Source organism: Brachybacterium sp. P6-10-X1 (genome assembly GCF_001969445.1).
GTDB lineage: Bacteria > Actinomycetota > Actinomycetes > Actinomycetales > Dermabacteraceae > Brachybacterium.
The window spans coordinates 2,100,532-2,120,669 of the sequence record NZ_CP017297.1; the positions used below are offsets into that span (position 1 = coordinate 2,100,532).

Annotated in this window: 22 protein-coding genes; 9 read left to right on the forward strand and 13 right to left on the reverse strand. The window is 69.4% G+C overall.

The annotated features are described in order from the left end of the window. The first annotated feature begins 40 nt into the window (after positions 1-40). Genes BH708_RS09650 through BH708_RS09660 form a run of 3 tightly spaced genes read left to right on the forward strand, consistent with a single transcriptional unit; the run spans position 41 to position 3,398 of the window. On the forward strand, positions 41-1,387 hold the full coding sequence (locus BH708_RS09650; protein ID WP_076808388.1) for an ABC transporter substrate-binding protein: 1,347 nt from the start codon (positions 41-43) through the stop codon (positions 1,385-1,387). Next, a complete protein-coding gene (locus BH708_RS09655; RefSeq protein WP_076811073.1) occupies positions 1,384-2,547 on the forward strand; it encodes a carbohydrate ABC transporter permease in 1,164 nt (387 codons plus the stop codon). The genes BH708_RS09650 and BH708_RS09655 overlap by 4 nt, the downstream gene beginning before the upstream one ends. Beyond that, the gene (locus BH708_RS09660) at positions 2,544-3,398 is read left to right on the forward strand and encodes a carbohydrate ABC transporter permease (RefSeq protein WP_076808389.1); all 855 of its coding nucleotides are present in this window, start codon (positions 2,544-2,546) and stop codon (positions 3,396-3,398) included. The genes BH708_RS09655 and BH708_RS09660 overlap by 4 nt, the downstream gene beginning before the upstream one ends. 292 nt (positions 3,399-3,690) lie before the next feature. On the opposite strand, the gene BH708_RS09665 is transcribed toward BH708_RS09660, so the two are convergent. The 5 genes from BH708_RS09665 to BH708_RS09685 all read right to left on the reverse strand — a co-directional run bounded on the left by BH708_RS09665 (position 3,691) and on the right by BH708_RS09685 (position 9,011). Further along, positions 3,691-4,830, reverse strand: a complete 1,140-nt coding sequence (locus BH708_RS09665; RefSeq protein WP_216639515.1) for a family 43 glycosylhydrolase — start codon at positions 4,828-4,830, stop codon at positions 3,691-3,693. Positions 4,831-4,833: 3 nt separating this feature from the next. Beyond that, on the reverse strand, positions 4,834-6,219 hold the full coding sequence (locus BH708_RS09670; protein ID WP_076808391.1) for an MFS transporter: 1,386 nt from the start codon (positions 6,217-6,219) through the stop codon (positions 4,834-4,836). A gap of 71 nt (positions 6,220-6,290) precedes the next feature. After that, positions 6,291-7,319 carry an ADP-ribosylglycohydrolase family protein gene (locus BH708_RS09675; RefSeq protein ID WP_076808392.1) on the reverse strand — a complete coding sequence of 343 codons (1,029 nt, stop codon included), beginning with the start codon at positions 7,317-7,319 and terminating at the stop codon, positions 6,291-6,293. Continuing rightward, positions 7,312-8,280: a carbohydrate kinase family protein gene (locus BH708_RS09680; RefSeq protein ID WP_076808393.1), complete on the reverse strand. Its 969-nt coding sequence runs from the start codon at positions 8,278-8,280 to the stop codon at positions 7,312-7,314. The genes BH708_RS09675 and BH708_RS09680 overlap by 8 nt, the downstream gene beginning before the upstream one ends. Beyond that, positions 8,277-9,011 (reverse strand): GntR family transcriptional regulator, encoded by a 735-nt coding sequence (locus tag BH708_RS09685; RefSeq protein WP_076808394.1) that lies wholly within the window; start codon positions 9,009-9,011, stop codon positions 8,277-8,279. The genes BH708_RS09680 and BH708_RS09685 overlap by 4 nt, the downstream gene beginning before the upstream one ends. Before the next feature lie 279 nt (positions 9,012-9,290). On the opposite strand from BH708_RS09685, the gene hisE reads away from it, so the two are divergent. The 5 genes from hisE to BH708_RS09710 all read left to right on the forward strand — a co-directional run bounded on the left by hisE (position 9,291) and on the right by BH708_RS09710 (position 13,616). Beyond that, a complete protein-coding gene (gene hisE / locus BH708_RS09690) occupies positions 9,291-9,542 on the forward strand; it encodes a hypothetical protein (protein WP_076808395.1) in 252 nt (83 codons plus the stop codon). Between the two features lie 77 nt (positions 9,543-9,619). Beyond that, the gene (hisG, locus tag BH708_RS09695) at positions 9,620-10,477 is read left to right on the forward strand and encodes an ATP phosphoribosyltransferase (RefSeq protein WP_076808396.1); all 858 of its coding nucleotides are present in this window, start codon (positions 9,620-9,622) and stop codon (positions 10,475-10,477) included. A 114-nt stretch (positions 10,478-10,591) separates the two neighbouring features. After that, on the forward strand, positions 10,592-11,668 hold the full coding sequence (locus tag BH708_RS09700; protein WP_083713440.1) for a Gfo/Idh/MocA family protein: 1,077 nt from the start codon (positions 10,592-10,594) through the stop codon (positions 11,666-11,668). Beyond that, on the forward strand, positions 11,665-12,393 hold the full coding sequence (gene tmk / locus BH708_RS09705; RefSeq protein ID WP_076808397.1) for a dTMP kinase: 729 nt from the start codon (positions 11,665-11,667) through the stop codon (positions 12,391-12,393). Before BH708_RS09700 ends, tmk begins: the two co-directional genes overlap by 4 nt. After that, a complete protein-coding gene (locus BH708_RS09710) occupies positions 12,390-13,616 on the forward strand; it encodes a DNA polymerase III subunit delta' (RefSeq protein ID WP_305764401.1) in 1,227 nt (408 codons plus the stop codon). The genes tmk and BH708_RS09710 overlap by 4 nt, the downstream gene beginning before the upstream one ends. Positions 13,617-13,894: 278 nt before the next feature. Here the strand turns inward: BH708_RS09710 and BH708_RS09715 are convergent, their stop codons facing one another. From BH708_RS09715 to nth, 4 genes are all read right to left on the reverse strand, one after another. Next, a complete protein-coding gene (locus BH708_RS09715) occupies positions 13,895-15,010 on the reverse strand; it encodes a DUF3027 domain-containing protein (RefSeq protein WP_083713442.1) in 1,116 nt (371 codons plus the stop codon). A gap of 4 nt (positions 15,011-15,014) precedes the next feature. Beyond that, on the reverse strand, positions 15,015-15,401 hold the full coding sequence (locus BH708_RS09720; protein ID WP_076808398.1) for a cold-shock protein: 387 nt from the start codon (positions 15,399-15,401) through the stop codon (positions 15,015-15,017). A 220-nt stretch (positions 15,402-15,621) separates the two neighbouring features. After that, positions 15,622-16,311 carry a CoA pyrophosphatase gene (locus BH708_RS09725; RefSeq protein ID WP_076808399.1) on the reverse strand — a complete coding sequence of 230 codons (690 nt, stop codon included), beginning with the start codon at positions 16,309-16,311 and terminating at the stop codon, positions 15,622-15,624. After that, positions 16,308-17,000, reverse strand: coding sequence for an endonuclease III (nth, locus tag BH708_RS09730; RefSeq protein ID WP_076808400.1), 693 nt, complete (start codon positions 16,998-17,000; stop codon positions 16,308-16,310). Before nth ends, BH708_RS09725 begins: the two co-directional genes overlap by 4 nt. 158 nt (positions 17,001-17,158) lie before the next feature. Here nth and BH708_RS09735 point away from each other — a divergent pair, with 158 nt between their 5' ends. Next, complete coding sequence (locus BH708_RS09735) at positions 17,159-17,836, forward strand: Crp/Fnr family transcriptional regulator (protein WP_076808401.1); 678 nt, start codon at positions 17,159-17,161, stop codon at positions 17,834-17,836. Positions 17,837-18,223: 387 nt separating this feature from the next. On the opposite strand, the gene BH708_RS09740 is transcribed toward BH708_RS09735, so the two are convergent. The 4 genes from BH708_RS09740 to BH708_RS09755 form a co-directional block, all read right to left on the reverse strand. Then, positions 18,224-19,045, reverse strand: a complete 822-nt coding sequence (locus BH708_RS09740) for an MBL fold metallo-hydrolase (RefSeq protein ID WP_083713443.1) — start codon at positions 19,043-19,045, stop codon at positions 18,224-18,226. A 5-nt stretch (positions 19,046-19,050) separates the two neighbouring features. After that, entirely contained in the window at positions 19,051-19,569 is a 519-nt protein-coding gene (locus BH708_RS09745) for a RidA family protein (RefSeq protein WP_076808402.1), read from the reverse strand. A gap of 4 nt (positions 19,570-19,573) precedes the next feature. Then, complete coding sequence (locus tag BH708_RS09750; protein WP_076808403.1) at positions 19,574-19,744, reverse strand: DUF4177 domain-containing protein; 171 nt, start codon at positions 19,742-19,744, stop codon at positions 19,574-19,576. Between the two features lie 68 nt (positions 19,745-19,812). Then, the gene (locus tag BH708_RS09755) at positions 19,813-20,115 is read right to left on the reverse strand and encodes a WhiB family transcriptional regulator (protein WP_076808404.1); all 303 of its coding nucleotides are present in this window, start codon (positions 20,113-20,115) and stop codon (positions 19,813-19,815) included. Positions 20,116-20,138 lie beyond the last annotated feature (23 nt).

Consider the following 20,138-nt stretch of genomic DNA (forward strand, 5'->3'; position numbering starts at 1 on the left):
TGTGACCAGGAGCTCGCCTCTGACTCACGAAGGAGTGATCATGAACCGACGTCTCAGCCGGCGTGCGGTCATGTCCACAGCCGCGGCCACCGCAGCGCTGGGGATGACCGGATGCCTGCAGAACCCCGATCCGGCTGGCAGCGGAGGCAGCGGTCCGGTCGAGCGATACACCCCGGGGGACACGCCCGGTTCCGGCACGGTGACGATCCTCGGCGCTTTCGGGGGCCAGGAGCGGGACGCCTTCATGGCCTCGCTCGAAGGCTTCCAGTCCGATTCGGGCATCACCATCGAGTACACGCCGGACTCCGACTTCACCAACACGGTCCAGCAGCGCGTGGGGGCCGGGGCAGCCCCGGACATCGCCCTGTTCCCGCAGCCCGGCGGCATGTTCGATCTCGCCGAGCAGGGGACGATCACCCCGATCGACGTGTTCCTGGACTACGACCAGTTGAACTCGACCCTGATCCCCGGTTTCCTGGACTCGGCCCGATTGCAGGGACGCGTCTACGGCGCCCCGATGCGCATGGCCTGCAAGTCGCTCATCTGGTACCCCAAGAAGGCGTACGAGGAGGGTGGCTACGGGGACGAGCCCGCCACCATGCAGGAGCTCTACCAGATCACCGACGAGATGAAGGCCGACGGCATCACGCCGTGGTCCGACGGCTGGGGCGCCGACCAGGCGACCGGCTGGGTGGGCACGGACTGGATCGAGGAGTTCATGCTCCGCGTCCACGGCCCCGTGGTCTACGACGACTGGGTCAAGCACCGCATGCCCTTCAACGCGAAGGAGGTGGTGGAGGTGTTCGACCTCGTCGGCGATCTGCTGAAGACCGAGGGCAACGTGCTCGGCGGCACCGATGCCATCATCTCCACGCCCTTCTCCGAGGCGCCGCTGCCCCTGTTCGACGACCCGCCGAAGGCGATGCTCGTGCGCCAGGGAAACTTCGTCACCGGCTTCTTCCCCGAGGACATCCAGGCGACCATGGACGAGGAGGTCGGCGTGTACGCGATGCCCAGCTGGGAGGGCGGCTTCGACGGCCAACCGATCCTGGGCGGTGGCGACCTCGCCACCCTGTTCACCCTCAACGACGACACCGTGAAGGTCATGGAGTTCCTGACCTCCGACGAGTTCGGCGGCGAGTGGGCGGAGGCGGGCGGCTGGCTGAGCCCCCACCGCACCTTCGACCAGTCGCGGTACTCCTCCGAGATCACCCGGAAGATCGCCGAGATCGCCTCGGGGGCGGCCGCGTTCCGCTACGACGGCTCGGACCTGATGCCGACGGCCGTGGGCTCCGGGTCCTTCTGGAAGGGCATGGTCGAGTGGCTGCAGGGCGCGAAGACCTCCCAGGAGGTCTGCGACGAGATCGAGAACGGGTGGCCGTCGTGACCACCGCGACGCAGACCCACAAGGGTCCGCAGGCCCCGCCTCCCGCGGAGGCCGACGGGACGAAGCACGGCACAGCGCGCCCCGTGCGCGTGCTCGTCGGAGCCGTCGGCATGGCGGTCACGGCCTGGTTCGTGTGCAATGCGTTCCTCGCCTTCGCCTACTACCCCGAGTGGTTCGCGAACTCCGGGATCCTCATCGGACTGCTGGGGCTGATTCTCGGCATCGGCGGTTCGGTGGTGTTCTTCCTCTTCCTGAACATCTGCATCGAGGGCTTCCCCGCGCGGTTCTCCGCCGGGCTCATCCCCTATGCGTTCCTCCTGCCCGGATTCAGCCTGATCGGGATCTTCCTGCTCTACCCGACGGTGCAGACGATCGTGTACTCCTTCGCCAACGACGATTCGACGGCGTGGGTGGGGCTGCACAACTACCAGGCGATCTTCTCCAGCGGCCACTTCTGGTCCACCCTTCTGAACAACTTCCTGTGGATCCTCATCGTCCCGGTGGTCACGGTCGCCTTCGGTCTCGCCGTCGCGGTGCTGGCCGACAAGCTCTCCCCCGCCGGCGAGAACGCGGCGAAGTCGTTGATCTTCCTGCCGATGGCGATCAGCTTCGTGGGCGCGGCGACCATCTGGGCGCTGGTGTACGCCTACAACTCCCCCGGGGAGGCCCAGACCGGTCTGCTCAACGCCATCGTCACGGCGTTCGGCGGGTCCCCCCAGCCGTGGTACCAGATCGACACCGCCCGGCTGAACTCGCTGGCGCTCATGGTGATCCTGATCTGGTTGCAGACGGGATTCGCGATGGTGCTCATCAGCTCGGCGATCAAGGGGGTCCCCGAGGACACGGTCGAGGCCGGACGCATGGACGGCGCCAGCGAGATCCGCATCTTCTGGCAGATCGTGTTCCCGCAGGTGCGGCCCACGCTCATCGCCGTGCTGATCACGGTGATGATCCTGGTGCTGAAGGTCTTCGACCTCATCTACGTCACCACCAACGGCCTGTACGACTCCGACGTGATCGCGAACCTCTTCTTCCGGAAGCTGTTCACCGATCAGCAGGCCGGGCAGGCCTCGGCCATCGTGGTCGTGCTCCTGCTCCTCGTGGTGCCGATCCTGATCTACCAGGTCAAGAGCTTCAGGCAGCAGGAGGCGAACCGATGAACGGGACCATGCAGGACGGGCGCAAACGCTCCCCCGTCGCCATCATCGCCATGCCGCTGCTGGCGCTGCTGTGGACGATCCCCACGATCGGTCTGCTGGTGACGAGCTTCCGCGACCGCGAGGCGGCGGCCTCCACGGGCTGGTGGACGGCTCTGTGGGAAGGCGGCTGGACGTGGGACAACTATGCTCAGGTGCTCACCGATCCGTCGGTGACCGGCTCGCTGATCAACTCGGTGGTGGTGGCGGTGCCGGCGACGGTGCTGCCGATCATGTTCGCGGCCTTCGCCGCGTACGCGTTCACGTTCATCGACTTCCGCGGCAAGGACGTGCTGTTCATCATCATCGTCGCGCTGATGGTGGTCCCGATCCAGGTCTCGTTCCAACCGATGCTGGATCTGCTGGGCCCGCGCGGCCTGGGGATCAACGGCCAGTTCCTGGCGGTGTGGATGCTGCACACCGGCTTCGGCATGCCTCTGGCGGTGTACATCCTGCGCAACTACATGACCACCCTGCCGGGCTCGGTCGTCGAGAGCGCGAAGATCGACGGGGCCTCGCACTTCCAGACGTTCTGGCGTCTGGTCGCGCCGATGTCCTCCCCGGCGATCGCCGCCTTCGCCACGCTCCAGTTCCTGTGGGTGTGGAACGACCTGCTGATCGCGAAGCTGTTCCTGGGCGGCGGGGAGAACAAGACCATCATCGTGAACCTGCAGCAGATGCTGGGCACGCAGGGTCAGGGTGCCGAGATCCTGACCGCCGGGGCCTTCATCTCGATGGTGATCCCGATGATCGTGTTCTTCTCCCTGCAGAGGTTCCTGGTGCGCGGCATGACTGCGGGGTCCGTCAAGGGCTGATCACCGAACTGCGACGCACAGCGGAACGAGCGGGAGGAGAACGCGGCGATGGACCCGTTCTTCGCGCCGCTCCAGAAGAATGTGCTGACACAGCGTCGTCGGCGCAGCCGCGAGGAGCTCCGCATCGAGGTCTCCACCCCGAGCGCGCGAACCTCCCGCCGCCGACTAGTTCGACCGTGCCGGTCGAGCCCCATCGAACACGAGACCATCGTGAACCCGACCGCCTGCCCGGCGGCCTGTCCCAGCTGTCACCTGATCGTGCAGCGGCCCCTTCCGCCGACCGAGTCGCCCCTCAGAGTCTGGTCGTTCCGTGCCGGTCGCACGTGGGAGAACGACAGAGATCTGGACGTTCTGCCAGCTCGCGAGAAGGAGATGCGGACGAAGAATCGAACCCGAGGTCCGCTCCGTCGTGATAAGCCACGCCGATCTGCTCGGTCGTTCCCGTGCGAGCGTTGAACCACATGGTCCACCGGTCATCCACCTCGTCGTACATGGCGAACGGCTTGTAGATCGACTCCGAGTCCCAGCCACCCGGGACTCCGGCCGACAGGATCGGGTTCTGGGGATGCCGTTCCCACGAGGAGAACCCGTCGCGCGATCGGGCGATGCAGATGCGTGCTTTGAACATGTCCTCGTACCCGATGTAGAAGAGGTAGTACCACTCCTCGTGATGGACGACGTGGGCGCCTGCCACGCGCTCGCGTTCCCAGATGTTCTTCGGTTCGGCCGTGAACACCGGGGTCTCCAGGGGGCGTTCCCAGGTCACGCCATCCTTGCTGGTGGCGATGCCGAGGGCGTCCGGTTCGAACCAGCCTCCTCCGGAGTACCACATCGTGTACCTGCCTTCGGACTCGTCCCACAGAACAGACGGGCACATGAGAGATGACTGCTCCCATCCCTGGGTGGGCCGCAGAACGGGCTCGTCCCGCCGCTCCCAGGTCAATCCGTCACGGCTCACGGCGTACCCGATGTCTGAGGTGCCCTTGTCGTTCGAGGCCGCTTCGACGTACACCTGGGTCCACTCCGCGGACGAGAACTCCCGGCCCGCGGTCTGACCGGAGTACCACATGTGGTAGAGCCCATCCTTGTGGACGACCGTGGGGCGATTGACATCGTCCTCCCAGCCGGTCTCGGGCCGCGGTTCGAGCACGAGCTTCGGCTCGGACCAGTGCACCCCGTCAGGGCTCTCGGTCACGGCGATACTGTAATGCTTCCGCCATGAGAAATACATCCGGAAGAGGCCGTCGACCGTGAGGACGTGCACGTCAAAACGAAAGTCGTCGTGCTCCCCGAAGACGGGGTTCTCTGCATACTTCTTCCAGTCGCCGCGGCATCCGACCAGTGTCGGATCGAATTTTGCCATCGTGGTTTCTCCTTCATGTGTCATGTGGGACGTGTGAGGTGGCTCGTCGGCCCGCACGCGGCCGTCCACCGCTCACTCGGTGTGCGCGGTCTCGGATGCCCTGCGCCGGGCCGCCAGATCTGACTCCACGGTGGGATAGATGCGCTCGAGTCGGTACAGCAAGAACAGGACGATCAGGACCACGAAAAGGGCTGCCGGCACATAGATGAAGATCGCGGTGATCGCGGTGATCGCGCTGTCTGGCTGCGTGGCGAGCAGGCCGCTGTACCCGGCGGCGCTCATGATCCACCCGAGCACGGCCGCCCCCACGCCGTAACCGGCTTTCTGCCCCATGCTGCCGGCGCTGTAGAGCACCCCTTCGATGCGACGACCGGTCTTCCACTCGCCGTATTCGATGGTGTCCGGGAGCATGCCCCAGATCGCTCCGAAGATGGGGATGCGTCCCACGCCTCGCACCAGCGTGCCGATGATGGCGAGGTTGATGTTGGAGGGGTCGATCGCGATGATGACGGAGCCGACGACGAAGATCACGGCACCGACGATCATCGGTGTGATCTTCCCGAACCGCCGGTAGAAACGCTGCATGAACACCATGCCGATCAGAGCCGGAATATACAGCAGGAAGGACACCAGGGCAACGAAGCTCGTGTCTCCCAGAATATATCGTGCATAATAGGCTGATGCCCCTGTGTACAGCGACTCCGCAACACTGAAGACGAGAAAGATCAGGAACAGGATCACCCAGTATTTGTTGCTCAGAGCCGCTTTCAGGCTTTCTTTGAGCGGTGGCTGCTGGGTTGCGGACAGTGGGTCCGTGATCCGCTCGCGGGTGTTGCGGTACGTGATCAGGAAGAGGCCGGCTGCGATCGCCCCGAATGCGACGAAGGAGAGGATCCATGCGCGCTGATCCCCTCCGAGGGCGTTGACGAGCGGAATCGTCGCGACGGTGACGAGGAGCGTTCCGGCCGTGGCCGCGAACATGCGTGTGACGTTCAGCGAGGATCGCTGCTGGAAGTCACGGGTCATACGGGTGTTCAAGGTCCCATAGGGGATGACGATCGCCGTGAACACCAGCACCAGGACGTTGTAGAACACGGCGATGTAGGCGATTCGCCATGCGTTCGAGACGTCCGGGACGGTGAAGACCAGGACCAGGCTGATGGCGAACGGGATCGCGAGCCACAGCAGCCAGGGCCGTGCCCTCCCGTGCTTCGAGCGGGTGCGGTCGACGACCGCTCCCATGGCGACGTCGGAGATCCCGTCGAGGAATCGTGAAAGCAGCATGATCGTTCCGATCGCCGCGGCCGCCAGGCCGAGCACATCGGTGTAGAAGAAGACGATGTAGGTGGACATCGCTCCCCAGGCGATGTTGGTGGCGAGATCACCGGCGCCGAAAGAGAGCCTCTCGGAGGCTCTCACCTTCGCGTATTCGCCGTTGCTCTGCATCGTGGAACTCATCCTTGAGACCTTTCTTCGAGAAGGGGACGGGGGTGCCCCGCTCGCCGATCGACGCGCGGGGCCTCCCGGTCTTAGCGCTCTGCTGCTGTCAGCAGGAGGCGGGCTGCTGCCGCGATGTCGATGTCGTTGGCCTTCTCGACCTCGTCGACCAGGGCCTCGTCCAGGGCCTCGAATCCTGAGTGGGCACCGGCAATACCGGCGGCCATGCACCCGATGGTGTCGCTGTCCCCGCCGGCGTTCGCGGCAAGCTGGGCGGTCCGGACGGGGTCACCGCCGGCGGCTGCGAAGAACCCGACGGCTGCCGGAACCGCTTCGGCGGCGGGGAGGCCGACACCGATCTCCGCTTCGATGTCGGCGATGATCTCGTCGTCGCTGCCTGAGGCGGCCCCCAGAGCGACGGCCCGGTCGATGCGGCGCGCGATGCTCGGTCCGGGGACGTCACGGCCGTCCTTCCGGCCACGTTCCTCGCCGCGCTCGGCCCCCTCCTTCGCCGCCGCCACCACATCCTGAACAGTCGCCCCGTCCGTGCACGCCACCGCGACGGCTGCGGCGATCGCTGCGGCTCCGGAGACGCCCAGGCTCGTGTTGTGGCTGGGAACGCACGTGATGAACGCAGTCTCCACTGCTGCGTCGATGTCGCCGTGGTGGAACAGTCCGACGGGCACGATGCGCATCGCGGCACCATTGCTGGCTCCCTGGGTCATGATCGAGCCGGCCTTGCCGACGTCCCACGGGTCCGCACCGCCTGCGAGTGCGTCGATCGCCGCTCGGGTGGTCGGCCCTGCGAAGTGCGGGAAGTACCGCTCATCACCGGACCATTCGATCAGCATGCTGGTGATGCTCTCCGCAGTGATCTTGCCGTCCGTGCGGGCGAGAAGATCGGACAGCATGAGCATCTGACTGGAGTCGTCGGTGATCTGAGCGGCCGAGCGACCATGGGCATACGGCGCTCCGGGAAGGGGAGCGTGGAATTCGGTGACGTATCCGCCGAACGCAGCCCGGATCTGGCGTCGGCTGAGCTCTTCCGTGGGTGCTCCGAGCGCGTCGGCGACACACGCTGCGGCGAGGCTGCCGCGGAATCGGGTCAGAAGGTCAGTCATTCGGGATCCTTTCGATCGTGATGGGGTGTCGTTGCAGGAGGGTTTCGATGTCGTCCAGGTCCTCCAAGTACGTGCGTGAGCCGAGGTGTTCCGTACTGGCCGTCGCCTGCGAGACGGCGCGGCCCAGCGACTCCTCGATGGGAAAGCCGTGCAGCAGGCTGCCGAGGAACCCTCCGGCCAGCGCATCTCCCGCGCCGGTGGTGTCGACGACCCCTGGCGGGGCGACGGCCTCGGCTGTCCAGGTGCCCTCGTGGAGGGTGGAGCAGAAGGCGCCGTGGCGACCCCGGCCGACGACCACGGTGGACACTCCTCGCTCGTGACAGGCGCGAGCTGCATCGACGTGGGCGTGCGTGCCGGTGCCGCCAGAGAGCTTGGCCGCCGAGCCGCTGTTCATGAAGACGAGGTCCGAGAGCGAGAGGAGATCACGCAGCACCGAGGTGCCCGGCTCGAAGGCATCTGGCTCAAGATCGATCGCCACTGTGGTGCCCGCTGATCGGGCCTGTTGAGCGATCTCGAGAGCCCAGCACAGGTCGTCGGCCAGCGGGGCCACGATCCGAGAACCTGCCAGGACGTCCCTGCCGATGCGTCCTGCCTCGGGAAGCTTGATCCCTGTGTCGGCGCCGATGAGAGCCTTCTCGCCACTGTCGTCGAGCTGGATGAAGCACATCCACGTGCGCTGGCCCGCGACCCGCTGCACACTGTCGACGTCGACGCCCAGATCCTGCAACATTGCCAGTGCTTGAGCGGACTCCTCGTCGTCGCCGACCGACGTGACCAGGCGGGACGATACGCCGTGCGCGGCAGCTGCAGCAGCCAAGTTGGCACTCATGCCACCGCCGAAGCTGCCGAGGTACTGTCCGATCGCCTTGTTGTCGCTGTGGGCGATGTGGGGCACCTGGACGAAGTGATCGATGCTCGCGTCGCCCGCGACCGTCAAGTCGACGTGGACCTCGGGCGTCATTCCTGCATCTCCAGGTCGAGCTCCAGGAAGTAGCGATCGGTGCGAAAGAAGTAGCGCGTGAACTCGACCGGTCGACCCTCGGGCGAGAAGGAGGTGCGTTCTCGCATCAAGACGGCCTGCCCCTCCGGGACATCCAGCACAGAGGAAAGGTCATCCGAGAGGTTGATCGCGGTGATGCGCTCCCGAGCATGGGCGGGAAGAACGTTGCGCACGGCGAGAAACGCGTACAGCGAGTCTCCGGTGAACTCGGAGTAGTCGACCTTCGGCTGCGTCACCAGGTAGTGGTCGAGAAGAACCATCGCTTCACCGTCGGCCACATAACGCCGTCGGATGTGCTGGATCGTCTCGCCCGCGTCTATGCCGAGCGACACAGCGACCTCTGCGTCTGCAGCCTCGGCGTCGTTGCACAGCACCTCGGGCTTGACGTCGAACCCCCGGTGACGCAATTCGCGCCCGAGTCCGAGCATCGGGCTGACCGCACGGAACTCGTTGGCCGTGACGACGCTGCCGCGCCCCTGGTATCGCTCGACCAGGCGTAGACGCTTGAGTTCGAGGAGAGCCCGTCGCACCGACGTCGCCGAGACGCCGTACTCCCGGCACAGCGCCGCCTCCGAAGGCAGCCAGTCGCCAGCTTGGAGATCCCCGGAGAGGATCTGCCGTTGCAGGTCCGACTGCACCAGGCGGTACAGGGCCCGTTGAGAGCGAGGGGGCGGCGTCGGAGTCGTAGACATGCACTTAGTATACTAAGTGCGTGGCCGACTCGCCAGCTGTGCTCCGTCGCGAGTTGCTCGCGGCGACGCCATCGATGCTCGACCGGCCGCGTCTCCCCGCGCGGTGACCAGGACGTCACGGCGCGTCACAGCCAGCCGGGCAGGCCAGCACCTGCACCGATCGCTCACACGCGATGCTTTCCACGAACTTCGGTGTCGGTCCCTGGTCGGAGTCGCCGACTCCGTGGCAACCGGCAGGCCGCCGTACGAGGCCTCCTGCCAGGACGCGTAGCCTGTGGGGTGAAGGATGTCGAGGCATTGTTCGCCGAGCTCACCGAGAAGTCCCATGACCAGCCCGAGAGGTCGGACGCCGTCCGCGAACTCGACGGCGTCGTCCAGATCGGCAAGAAGATCACGGAAGCGTCCACCGAGGTACAGATCGCCTGCGCGGACGAGACCGACGACGCGGCGATGGAGATCAGCCAGCTGCTCCATCTCCTGCAGGTGATGAGGGCCGTCCAGGACATCTCCCTCGAGGACGTCTCCCGATAGCTCTGAGCCGGCGGCTCGCTCGCCGTCCTTGTCGTCCCGCCCCGTCTCGAGGCCGCTGCGCCGGCCGAGGAGGATCCGTGCTCCGCATCGCCGTGCCCAACAAGGGCGCCTTGTCCGACCCCGCCGTCGACCTGCTCCAGGAGGCCGGATACCGGCGCCGTGGCATAGCGAAGGAGCTCGTCGTGGTCGACGAGGAGAACGAGGTCGAACTGTTCCATCTGCGCCCCCGCGACATCGCGGTCTACGTCGGCTCCGGGGCCGTGGACGTCGGCATCACCGGCCAAGACATGCTGCTGGACTCCCGCACCCCGGCCGACGAGATCCTGCCGCTGGGCTTCGCCGGATCGACCTTCCGCTTCGCGGCCCCCGTCGGCACCCGCAGCGACGTCTCCGAGTTGCAGGGCGCCCGCATCGCCACCAGTTACGAGAACATCGTCGAGGACTATCTCACCGAGCGCGGTATCAGCGCCGAGGTGGTCCACCTCAACGGCGCCGTCGAATCCTCGATCCGGCTGGGCGTCGCCGACGTCATCGCCGACGTGGTCGAGAGCGGCACCACCTTGCGCGCGGCGGGCCTCGCACCCTTCAGCGAGCCGATCATGACCAGCCAGGCCGTGCTCTTCTCCCGCCCCGGGCTCGAGCTCGACGAGAAGGGCACCCACTCCCTCGAGGTGCTCGCGCGGCGCATCCGCGGCGTGCTGGTCGCCCGCGAGTACGTGATGCTCGACTACGACATCCCCTCCGCCCTGCTCGAGCGCGCCGTGCAGATCACCCCCGGCCTGCAGTCCCCGACGGTCTCACCGCTGCACGGCGGAGAATGGTCAGCCGTGCGCGCGATGGTGGACACCCGCTCCGCCCACCGCATGATGGATGACCTCTACGACGTCGGCGCCCGCGCCATCCTGGTCACCGCGATCCAGGCCTGCCGCATCTGAGGTCTCCCTGAGCGCCGACCGACGCGTCACCCCGGGATTCAGCCGACGGCTGACCTTTCTCCCCAGCGCCCCCGACACCATCGCGGTGTCGGGGGCGCTGGGTAGATTGGACCCATGAACGCGACCGACGAGCCCCCGGGCGATGCCGCCGTGCCGGCGCTGTCCCTGCCCGCCTCCACCGTCCCCGAGCCGTCCACGGCACCGGGCCTGCGCTGGGGTGTGATCTCCCCCGGCCACATCGGCGACCAGTTCACGGCGACCGCGCACCGGGCCACCGCCTCCCGCGTGGTCTCCGTGGTCTCCCGCTCGCAGCGGCGGGCGGAGGCCTTCGCCGCGGAGCACGGCGTCGAGCAGGCCTTCTCCTCCGTGGCGGAGATGCTCGCCGCGGGCGGCCTCGATGCCGTCTACGTCGCCTCCCCGCACGCCCAGCACCACGAGCTGGCCCGACCCGTGCTCGAGGCGGGCGTCCCCGTACTGGTCGAGAAGGCCTTCACCCTCAACGGCGTTCAGGCCCGCGACCTGCTGGAACTGGCCAGGGAGCGCGGCGTGTTCGCCATGGAGGCGATGTGGGCCCGCTTCCTGCCGCAGTACGACGTGCTGCGCCAGGTGGTCTCCTCCGGTCTGCTCGGCGACGTCATCGAGGTCGCCGCCGATCATGGGCAGTCCTTCCCGGAGGACCCCGCCCATCGCATGTACGCCCCGGAGCTCGGCGGCGGCGCCCTGCTCGATCTGGGGGTGTACCCGCTCTCGTTCGCGCAGATGGTCCTCGGCGACCTCACCGACCTGGCGGTCCGGGGCGACCTCACGGCCACCGGCGTAGACGCGTACCTCGCCCTGCTCGGGCGCGCGGAGGGCGGAGGCCGCGCGCGACTCTCCTCGACCCTGCTCGCCCGCACCCCCACCGAGGCCGTGGTCAGCGGCACGACCGGATCGGCCCGGCTGTCCGGGGCGTTCTTCGCCCCCGGCACCCTCACGGTCACGCTGCTCGACGGCCGCTCGGCATCCTTCCGCCATGCCGGTGACCCGGGCGACGGCATGGCTTTCGAGATCGCGGAGGCCGCCCGTCGGATCACCGCCGGAGACCTCGAGTCGCCGCTGATGAGCTGGGCCGATACGCTCAGCGTGATGGACACGATGGACGCCGTCCGCGCCGAGCTCGGCGTCGTCTACCCCGCGGAGGAGCCCTCATGAGCATCCTGGAATCCTCACGGGGCCTGCGCGTCCCCTCCCCGCACCCGCCCAAGCGCGGCGTGTTCATCTCCTTCGAGGGTGGCGAGGCGGCCGGCAAGACCACCCAGATGCAGATGCTGCGTGACCACCTGGTCACCGACCGGTCCGTCGCCGAGGACCTCATCCTCACCACGCGCGAGCCGGGCGGCACCGAGCTCGGCCGGTCGCTCCGCGAGCTCCTCCTGCACGGCGAGCACGTCGATCCGCGCGCCGAGGCTCTGCTGTACGCGGCGGACCGCGCCCATCACGTCGCCACCCTGGTGCGCCCGCATCTGGCGCGCGGCGGCCTGGTCCTGGGTGACCGCTATCTCGACTCCTCGATCGCGTACCAGGGGGCGGGACGCTCCCTCGAGCCCGACGAGATCGGGTCCCTCTCGCTGTGGGCGGTCGGCGGTCTGCTCCCTCACCGCACGATCCTGCTCGACGTCCCGACGGAGACCCTCGACGAGCGCCGCGTGACCGGTCAGGACCGTCTGGAGAACGCCGGCGGGACCTTCCATGCCACCGTGCGCCAGGAGTTCCTGGACCTCGCCGAGGCCGATCCGGAGCGCTTCGCCGTCATCGATGGAACACAACCGCGCGATCAGGTGCACGCCCAGGTGCTCGACTCCGTCGCCGAGGTGCTCGACCTGTTCGATCCCACCTTCGAGCCTGCTCCGCCGACCAAGCACCGGGACGAGCTGTGACCGCAGCCGATCCCGGTGGCCCGGTGGCGCAGGCGTCTCCTGGTGGCCCCGGGACGCCGGCCGGTGACGGGGCGCGGGCCGGAGACGGGGCGTGGGCCGATGTCGTCGGCCAGGAGGCGGTGGTGGCCCAGTTCCGGCGCGCCGCCTCGTCCCCGGAATCCCTCGCCCAGGCCTGGTTGATCACCGGGCCTCCCGGGTCCGGACGCTCCACCGCCGCCCGAGCCTTCGCGGCCACCCTGCAATGCGAGCTCGGCTCCGGCTGCGGGCGATGCCACGCCTGCCGCACGGTGCTCGCGGGCACCCATCCGGACGTCACGGTGGTCGCGACCGACAAGCTCTCCATCGCGAAGGACGAGGTGCGCGGCCTGGTGTTGACGGCACAGCGCGCCCCCGCCACCGGACGGCACCGGGTGCTGATCGTCGAGGACGCCGACCGCATGAGCGCCGGAACCTTCAACGTGCTGCTGAAGTCCATCGAGGAACCGCCCCCGGCGACGGTCTGGATGCTGTGCGCCCCGTCGGCCGAGGACCTCGCCCCGACCATCCGGTCGCGCTGCCGCCAGGTGACGCTCTCGGTCCCGTCCTCGGACGTGGTCGCGGACCTGCTGCGTCGCCGGGACGGCGTCCCGGAGGACCTGGCCCTGCGAGCGGCGCGCGCCTCCCAGGGGCACATCGGTCTCGCGCTGCGGTATGCCACGCAGGAGGGTGCCCTGGCGGCCCGGGAGGACTCCGCGCGCACACTGCTGTCCCTGCGCGGCGCCGGGCAGGCGGTCCTGGCGGCGCAGTCGCTGGTGGACCGTGCCACGGCGGAGGCCAAGACGCATGCCGATACCGTCGCCGTCGAGGAGAAGGAGCGCTTCCTGCGCTCGGCGGGGATCGACGACGGCAAGGTCCCGCCCTCGCTGCGCTCCCAGGTGCGCCAGCTCGAGGAGGACGCCAAGCGGCGCCAGACGCGTCTGGTGCGCGATGTGCTGGACCGCTACCTGCTCGATGTCCACTCGGTGCTCCGTGATGTGCTGAGCCGACAGCTGGACACCGGCAGCGAGCTGGTCAACGTCGAGGTCGCCGCGGAGCTCGAGCAGGTCGCCGCGAACGGCACGGGACGGACCACATTGCAGCTGCTGGAGGCGGTCCAAGAGGCTCGGACCCGCATCAGCGGCAACGTGCCGCCGCTGCTGGCGATCGAGGCGCTGCTGGCCCGCATCGCTCTCGACCAGCGCTGACCGAGGGCACGTCCGCTCACCGAGGGCACGTCGCCGGCGCACGCCGCCCTGCCGCACGCTGCACGTCGCACCGACCGTTCGGTCACCGGGATGCGCGGCCGTCCCGTCCCTCCGTCACGCGAGGGCCAGCCGCCCCTCACGCGATGGTGCACTGTGCTTCCGTGGGTGGAAGCACAGCGCACCATCGCGTGGACCGAGAGCCGGGCGGACCGAGAGTCGCGTCGACCGAGACTCGCGTGGCTCGGGGGTCAGACAGCTCGCAAGCCGGTGAGGGTCGGTCAGGCCTGGGGGGTCTGGTCCCCGTCGGACGCACCGTCGGCAGCCTCGGCCTCGGCAGGCACCGTGGACGTGCTCACGGCCGCGGCCGGATCCTCCGGGGCGCCGGTCTCCGTCACGTCGGCCTGGACCGGGGCCTCGTCCTGGGGCGAGTCCGCCTCGGGGACCTCCGCGGCCACCGCGTCGACATCCGCCGACTCCGTCGGCTCCGTGGACCCGTCAGTGCTCTCCGGATTCGTCGCCGTCCCGGAGGAGCGCACCTCCTCCGGGGCCTGCGCACCATCAGCGGGCGTCACGACGTCGGCGGGCGCACCCGCCGTCGGCTTCTGCTGGATCTCGACGTCGAGCTCGTCGACCACCACGCCGGTGCCGCGCGGGATCTCGTGGTCGTCCTCCTGCTGGCCCGTCTCGGAGTGCGCCCCGCAGCCGAAGCCGAGGTGGACGACCCTGCCGTCGGCCGGGGACCATTCGTTGGTGCACACGCCGAACTCGCCGCGCAGGGAGCCGGAGAGCTTCGAGAGGAAGCCGCAGCTGGAGCAGCTGGCGGAGACGGTCCCCTTGCGACCCCGAGCGGAGATCTGGCGGGGGCCGAATTCACCCTCCGTCCAGCGCTCGGCGGCCTCGGCGCGTCCCAGCGGCGAGAGCACCCGGGAGCGGCCCAGGCCGAGCTCCCACAGCGCGACACGATCGGCGTCCTCGTCGCCGGTGGCCTCGTAACCCTGCTCGAGACGGACGTCCTGCTCGTGGTACGGCAGCAGATCGTCGGTCCCGACGTCCTCGGGCTTCAGACGCTCGGACCATGGTTCCCACTCGGGAGCGAGGATCGCCTCCTCGCCCGGCAGGAGCGCGGTCTCGGCGACTGTCGGCGCCTTCGCCCGGGGTGCCCGCGCGAGGACCACGACCCAGGACCAGCCGCGATATCCCGGCATGGCGCAGTCGAAGACATGCGTGACCAGCCGTTCCCCGCTCACCTCGACGCGCTGGTGCTCCCCGACCTGACCCGGGTCCGTGACCTCGAGCAGCGCCTCGCGGGCGAGCTCGACGGCGTCGGCCGCCACCGCGTCCAGCTTGGGCCGGGCGGTGCGGGATCGACGGGGGGCGGTGGTCGGCTGGGTCATATGTTCAGGCCTCGAAGTTGTCGGCGACGGCACGGAGCACGGTGGAGATCTTCTGCGAGTGCCCGCGATCGGGATAGCGGCCCTGGCGGAGCCCGTTGGAGGCGTCGTCCAACAGGCGGATCAGGTCCTCGACCATATCCGCCATCTCGTCGGGCTTGGCGCGGCGGGCGCGGCTGACGGACGGTGCGGGCTCCATCAGGCGCAGCGAGAGCACCTGGGGACCGCGACGGCCGTCGACCATGTCGAAGTCGACGCGGGCGCCGGGGCGCAGCGCCGTGACCTCCTCGGGCAGGTTCGAGGCGTGCACGTACACGCTCTGACCATCCTCGTCATCGAGGATGAAGCCGAAGCCCTTCTCGGCGTCGTAGAACTTCACCTTGCCGCGTGGCACGTGGATCCCATTCCTTGTCTTGTGATGGCGGTCCGCTGGGTCAGGACCCGGGAGCTCACGGGCCCGCTGCAGGGCCGACGGGTCGCTGTGCTCCGCGGGATGCCGGAGTCCGTCCGGCAACGATGGAGTCTATCGTGCGCAGCCGACGGCGTGGCGAGCGGATTCCCGTTCGTGACCGCAGCCACCGGAGGCCCCGGGGCGGGGCGGCACCGCGTCGGCCTCAACGACGACGCTCCGGCGGGATCTCCCGGGTCGGGGAAACGGGCGAGACCGGGTCCAGACCCAGGCCCACCAGCATCTGCTCGAGGATCATGGCGGTGAACCCCCAGACGAACGCGTCCTCGGGCAGCTCGAACACGGGCCCGACGCCCTGGCCGCGCAGCAGGCCCCGTCGGCGGTGCGTCGGATCGGTCAGCGAGCCGGGGCCGACCAGCGGCGCCCAGACCACGCGCTCCACCTCGATCGGGTCGGCCGCTGCGAGAGGGAGCGGAGCGGGGGCCCAGCCCAGCACCGGGGTCACCCGCTGGACCCGCCACGGCATCGGGATCGGCGCGAAGGCACCCGCGACCTGCACATGGCGGGGGTCCAGGCCGGTCTCCTCCTCGGCCTCCCGCAGCGCGGTGTGCACGTCGTCGCGGTCACCGGGATCGGAGCCGCCGCCCGGCAGGGAGAACTGACCGGGCTGGGACCGCATCGCGTGCCCGCGCTCCTCGAGCACCACGTGCGCCTCCTCCAGGCTGGTCCCGGTGACCAGCAGCAGCACAGCGCTGCGGCGCACGGCTCCCGGGCCGCGGGCGGGGTCGCGGGGGTCGGTGTCACGCCGCACCAGGGCCTCCCCGCGTCGGGCGCGCTCGGCGAGCGGGGTGAGGAAGCCGGGCAGGGCACCGAACGCGGGCGAGGCGTCGGTCATGCCGCTCCCGCGCTGGGGCACACGTCGGCCAGCACGCAGCGACCGCAGCGCGGGGCGCGCGCCGTGCACACCCGGCGGCCGTGCAGGATCAGGCGCAGGCCGAGGAGGGTCAGGTCCTCGGCGGGCCCGCCCGTGCCGTCGGCGTCGACGCGGGCGACGACGTCCTCCTCCACGGCTCGCGGATCCGTGCGCGCGGTCCAGCCCAGCCGGCGGGCGAGGCGGCCGACGTGGGTGTCGACGGCGAGCAGGGAGTGACCGAACCAGGCGCCGCGCAGGACGTGCGCCGTCTTGCGCCCCACACCGGGCAGGGCTTCGAGTGCGGACTGGTCGTCGGGGACCTCCCCGTCGTGGTCGGCCACCAGGCCTCGGGCCAGCCCGATGATCCGACGCGCCCGGGTGGGCCCCATTCCGAGCGGTCGGACCACGCCGGCCACCGCGTCGTCGTCGGCTCCGGCGAGCGCGGCCGCATCCGGCCAGGCGGCGAACAGATCAGGGGTGACCTGGTTGACCCGCACATCGGTTGTCTGGGCCGACAGCACCGTCGCGACCAGCAGTTCGAAACCGTCGCGATGGTCGAGCTCGGTGCGCGCCCCGACGTACTCCGCGGCGAGGGAGGCGGCGACGCGGCCCGCATCCGCCGGGTCGAGGAGAGGGTCCTCGACGGTGGCTCGCGGGGTGGCCGTCGGCATTCGATGTGCTCCTGATTCAGGCTGTGGCGGGACCCGATGGCGTTGGCGCGATAGTGTTTCCCCATCATGTGACAGTGGCCACCGCAGTTCGTGGCGTCGGTCACCATGGGTAGCACAGCACGGTCCCGGTATTCGGGACCCCACCATCAGGAGGTTCCGTGGACGAGAACATCGTACGGTCATCGCCGCTGTTCGCTGCGCTCGACGAGGACGGCAAGCAGGCCGTGCTGGCGTCGATGAAGCAGGAGGACTATCACCGCAGCGCCATCATCTTCCGCGAGGGCGATCCGGGCGATCGGCTCTTCATCATCGGATCGGGCAAGGTCAAGGTCGGTCACGCCTCGGGCGACGGCCGGGAGAACCTGCTGGCCGTGCTCGGCCCGGGCGAGACGCTCGGCGAGCTGTCGCTGTTCGACCCGGCACCGCGCAACGCGACCGCCACCGTGGTCGCCGAGTCGACGCTCTACTCGCTCTCGCAGCAGGACCTCTACCGGGTCCTGGCCCAGCGCCCCGAGGTAGGCCGCCATCTGCTCGCCTCGCTCGCGCGGCGTCTGCGCAAGACGAACGAGTCGCTCGCCGATCTCGTCTTCGCCGACGTCCCCGGGCGCGTGGCCAAGAACGTCCTGGACCTCGCCCAGCGCTTCGGTCGCCAGACCGACGACGGCGTGATGGTCGCCCATGGGCTCACCCAGGAGGAGCTGGCCCAGCTGGTCGGCGCCTCCCGCGAGACCGTGAACAAGGCGCTCGCGGACTTCGCCTCGCGCGGATGGATCCGGCTCGAGGCTCGCGCGGTCCTGATCTCGGACGTGGAGCGCCTGCGCCGCCGCGCCCGCTGAGTCCGACGGGACTCTCCGCCGCCGGGGCACTGTCGACGGGAGCGCTGTCGACGGGAGCACTGTCGACGGGGGCACTGTCGACGGGGGCACTGTCGACGGGAGCGCTGTCCACGGGCCCGATACGCACACCGATTCCCCCGATCCGCACCGTCAGCGTGCCGGATCGGGGGAATCGGCGTTGCCCGATGGCGTGTCGTCGACCTCTGTGCTGTGTCGGTGCCCGTCTCGGCGTCGGTGCCCGTCTCGACGTCTGCCCTGCGTCGGTGCGCGCCTCGACGTCGGGTGCCGCGTCGGTGCCCGGCTCGGCGTCGATGCCCGTCTCGGCGTCTGCGCAGTGTCGGCGCCGCGTCGGCGCAGCCCGTCAGTGCCCGTCGGCCCGTCGGCCCGTCAGTGCCCGTCGGCGAGGTGCTCGAGGGTCGCGCGGAGGTTCCAGCGCGCGGCCTTCTGCAGGTTCTCGGGCAGGTCCGGGCCGTAGACCGCCCGCAGCAACCGCTCGAGCGTGAGCACGCCCGCCGTCCGTGCCCGGCGCACCTGCTCGATGCGCTCGCGGCGGTGCTCGATCGCCTCCTCGATCGCCTCCAGGGCCTCCAAAGGGTTCTCGTACGGGGTGCCGTGGCCGGGATGGATGGAGCCGATCCGCCCGTCCTGCGCCATCGCCCGCAGGATCGCGAGGGACTGGAGGTACTCCGCGATCGTGCCGCCGTCGTCGGGCACGATCACCGTGGAGGAGCCGCCCAGCAGAGTGTCCCCGCTGAGCAGGCGCCCGCCGTCCAGCAACAGGCCGACGGAGTCGGAGGTGTGGCCGGGCAGATGGATGACGTGGCCGACCGCACCGTGATCTCCCTCGAGGGTCGAGGGCAGCGGACGAGCTCCGGGCAGGGCGCTGGGGTCCGCGGCCCACAGCGGGACCTCGACCCCTCCGCGGGCGGCCAGCTGACGGGCCAGGGTCGCCGCCCCCGCGGTGTGGTCGAGGTGGCGGTGGGTGACCAGCACTCCTCGCGGCCGCGTCCCGTCGCCGCAGGCCACCAGCAGCTCGGCGAGGTGCTCGGGATCCTTCGGGCCGGGGTCGACGACCCAGACCTCGTCGCCGTCGCGCAGCACGTAGCTGCGGGTGCCCGTCAGCGTCATCGGACCGGGATTGTCCGCCCGGATCGCGATCAGCTCGACCGCGGGCGCCTCGGGGTCACGCGGTGGGGTGCTCTCGGACACGACGCTCAGGGAGCCGGGGAGGGGTCGAGGACGGCCGGGCCGTCCAACTCGACCACCAGCTCCAGCTCGACGGGCGCATCCAGCGGGAGCACCGCCACGCCGACGGCGCTGCGGGCATGGCGCCCTGCCTCACCGAAGACCTCGCCGAGCAGCTCGCTGGCCCCGTTGATCACCGCCGGCTGCGCGGTGAACGCGGGATCGGAGGCAACGAAGCCGGTGAGCTTGACGACGCGCACCACACGGTCGAGGTCGCCGACCAGGTCCTCGATCGCTGCGAGGGCGTTGAGGCAGCAGGTGGCCGCGAGCTCGGCGGCGCGCTCCGCGGTGACCTGGGCGCCGACCTTCCCGGTCGCCGGCAGCGCGCCGTCGACGAAGGGCAGCTGACCGGAGGTGTGGACGTGGTTCCCGGTGGCGACGGCGGGCACGTACGCGGCGACCGGTGCGGCCACGGCGGGCAGGCTCAGGTCCAGCTCGGCCAGCCGTGCGCGGACCCGCGCTCCGTGCCCCTGACCGGTGATGGCCATCTGCTCAGCCCTCGGAGCGCGGGCGCTTGAGATACGCGACCAGGTTCTCGGGATTGGGCCCGGGCACGACCTGGACCAGCTCCCAGCCCTCCTCGCCGTAGTTGTCGAGGATCTGCTTGGTCGCGTGGATCAGCAGAGGAACGGTCAGGTACTCCCAGCGGGTGACTGTGCTCATGGGGCGAGCCTACCGGCCGCACCCCTTCTGCGCGGGCCCGGAGGTCCCGCCCGATCGGCCGTCGTCGCTCAGCTGCCGACGGCCTCCTGGGAGGCGCGCCGCAGCACGGTGGACCAGTCGGTGACCTCAGGGTGCCGTCGCAGCAGTCGGCGACGTTCTCGTTCGGTCATCCCACCCCATACGCCGAAGTCGACCCGGTTGTCCAAGGCGTCGGCGAGACATTCCGTCCTCACCGGACACGCCCCGCAGGCGGTCTTGACCGCGTGCTGCTCCGCGCCCTGGACGAAGAATCCGTCCGGGTCCATGGTCACGCAAGCTCCGCGTGCGGCCCAGCTCGAATCCGCGGTGATGGGAGCCCCCCCGATGGTCATCTGCAACCTCTTTCCAGATCGTC